The sequence below is a fragment of the Methanocalculus sp. genome (assembly GCF_029762515.1).
Classification (GTDB): Archaea; Halobacteriota; Methanomicrobia; order Methanomicrobiales; family Methanocorpusculaceae; genus Methanocalculus.
Map to the genome: position 1 here is coordinate 1 of NZ_JARVGN010000416.1, position 1,919 is coordinate 1,919.

A 1,919-nucleotide genomic window follows, 5' to 3' on the forward strand; every position below is an offset into this window, starting at 1 on the left:
TTTTGGTCGCGCCGGTTTGATATTGTGAAATAACTCTTCGGCCCGCTCTGGCATGAACCATTGATAGAAGTGCCTCAATTGAACTATGTCATTTGGGAGAGTGTGTTTACTAACGATCTTCTTCCGTGCAAGCACATAATCTTCTATATCGCCCTGGGTGACATCTGCAAGATCCTTACCTTCACGATGCTTCACGAAGGCATAGATCCGCCATAGTTTGTTTACAATGGTCGTCTGTGCAATACCCTTCAACTCTTGCGCCCGGACATACCTCGTAACGTGATCGAGGTTCGCCCCGGTAAAAGAGAACTTACTCCATACCGCCTGATCCATACATTATCTATTGCGCTATACCATAATAAAGATAGCGCCACACATTGCGCATTGTTGAGGGGCTAGTCTCGTAGGGGTTCGCCGGTTCGAATCCGGTCCCTCGCATTTTCTTTTGTTCTTTTCTGTAAATGGCAAAGGTATTCCATTTTACAAAAACGACTATTTGTTTCCCATAATACGCTGCTGATGGCTGGAATGTTGTTCTCGGAATATCCTTCTGATTGAGCGTTCATTTTAAAAAAAAAGTGGATTAATGAGCAGGTATTCTGCTCACCTTTTTTTGCAGGTTTCTTCTACAGTTGCCTATCTATCATCTGCGATCAGGCTCCATCATCTCCTCTTCAGGGCGATAATGAGCACTCCACAAATCCCGAGAGCAGCAATGGCAGCAACCGGCAGACTACCTGATTCTTCTGTTGCAGGTGGTGTTGTTTCTGTGAGTATAGCTGAGACGGGTGTGGACTGACGGGCGTTCACCTGCACCGTCCCCATCCAGTCACTATGCCCCTGCATCTTCAGAGTAATCTGATGGCTTCCAGCATCGATATCCGGGACAATAACTGGTGTAATGCCCCGGAAGAGGTTGTCGATATAGACCTCTGCACCTGAGGGGTTCGAGGAGAGCTCCACAGTACCGGTGGTCACTGGTTTGGGTGTCGGCGAGGGAGAGGGTGCAACCTGATCCATTGTTCCGGTCACATATTTGATCCCTCCGCCGGTTACGGTTACGGCGGTTGTATAATCATAGTATCCGGCTTTCTTCAGCGAGATCGTGTGCTTTCCTGTTGAAACCCCGACAATATCGAAATAATCATTTGAAACAGTAACTCCCTTATAATTGCCGTCGAGATAGATTGAAGCGCCGGCAGGGTTTGATTGAACTGCAACAGAGCCGGTGGAAGGGGTTGCCGGTGTCAGATATGGATTCAGGGTGGTGGTCTGGCCGGTTGTGATCAGGAATGTGTCTGTGAACTTCTGGTACCCTGCGAGCCTGAGCTCAAGGGTATGGGTTCCGGTACTGAGACTGCCGACGGTCATCGAAGTGTGGCCGCGATACGATCCATCAACATACACATCCGCCCCCGGAGGCTGTGACTGAATGGAGAGTAATCCGGTTGTAGGTTTGATCGCTATAAGGGATGCAAATATCTGGGTGGTCTGGCCTGAGCTTGCGGAATAGATCCCGGACCATGATTCATATCCCGGGTACTCGACCTGGACACGGTGCGTAGTGCCGGTGGTCACACGGTAGTCGGGAAGAGGGGTTGTTCCGGCATAGACTCCATCTATCCGGACGGTTGCACCATGGGGCAGGGAGTCGATTGAAAAGTATCCATCAATCGCCGGAGTTGGTGTTGGCTGTATCTTTTCCAGTACTACGTGTACAGTTTTTGTCTCTCCCGCAGCCGGATGAGGTGCTGCTATTGTCTTTGAAATGTATCCTCCCTCCGAGATGACGAGTGACTGCGGTGGAGTTCCTGTCACATAGACTTCAATATCGAGCGGTGTTATCCCCTTGTGCACTCCATCGAGCGTCACATCGGCTGTAGATGGATCTGAGGTGACCCTGATGGTTCCAACCTCAC

General features: G+C 49.9%; 2 protein-coding genes. Both read right to left on the bottom strand.

All coding sequences use genetic code 11. From position 1 onward, the window contains the following. A partial coding sequence (locus QCH34_RS11655) for a phage integrase N-terminal SAM-like domain-containing protein (RefSeq protein ID WP_300334383.1) occupies positions 1 to 333 on the bottom strand: 333 nt, incomplete at its 3' end. Between the two features lie 330 nt (positions 334 to 663). Further along, positions 664 to 1,919 (bottom strand): PEGA domain-containing protein (locus QCH34_RS11660; protein ID WP_300334385.1); only part of this gene is annotated, 1,256 nt, incomplete at its 5' end.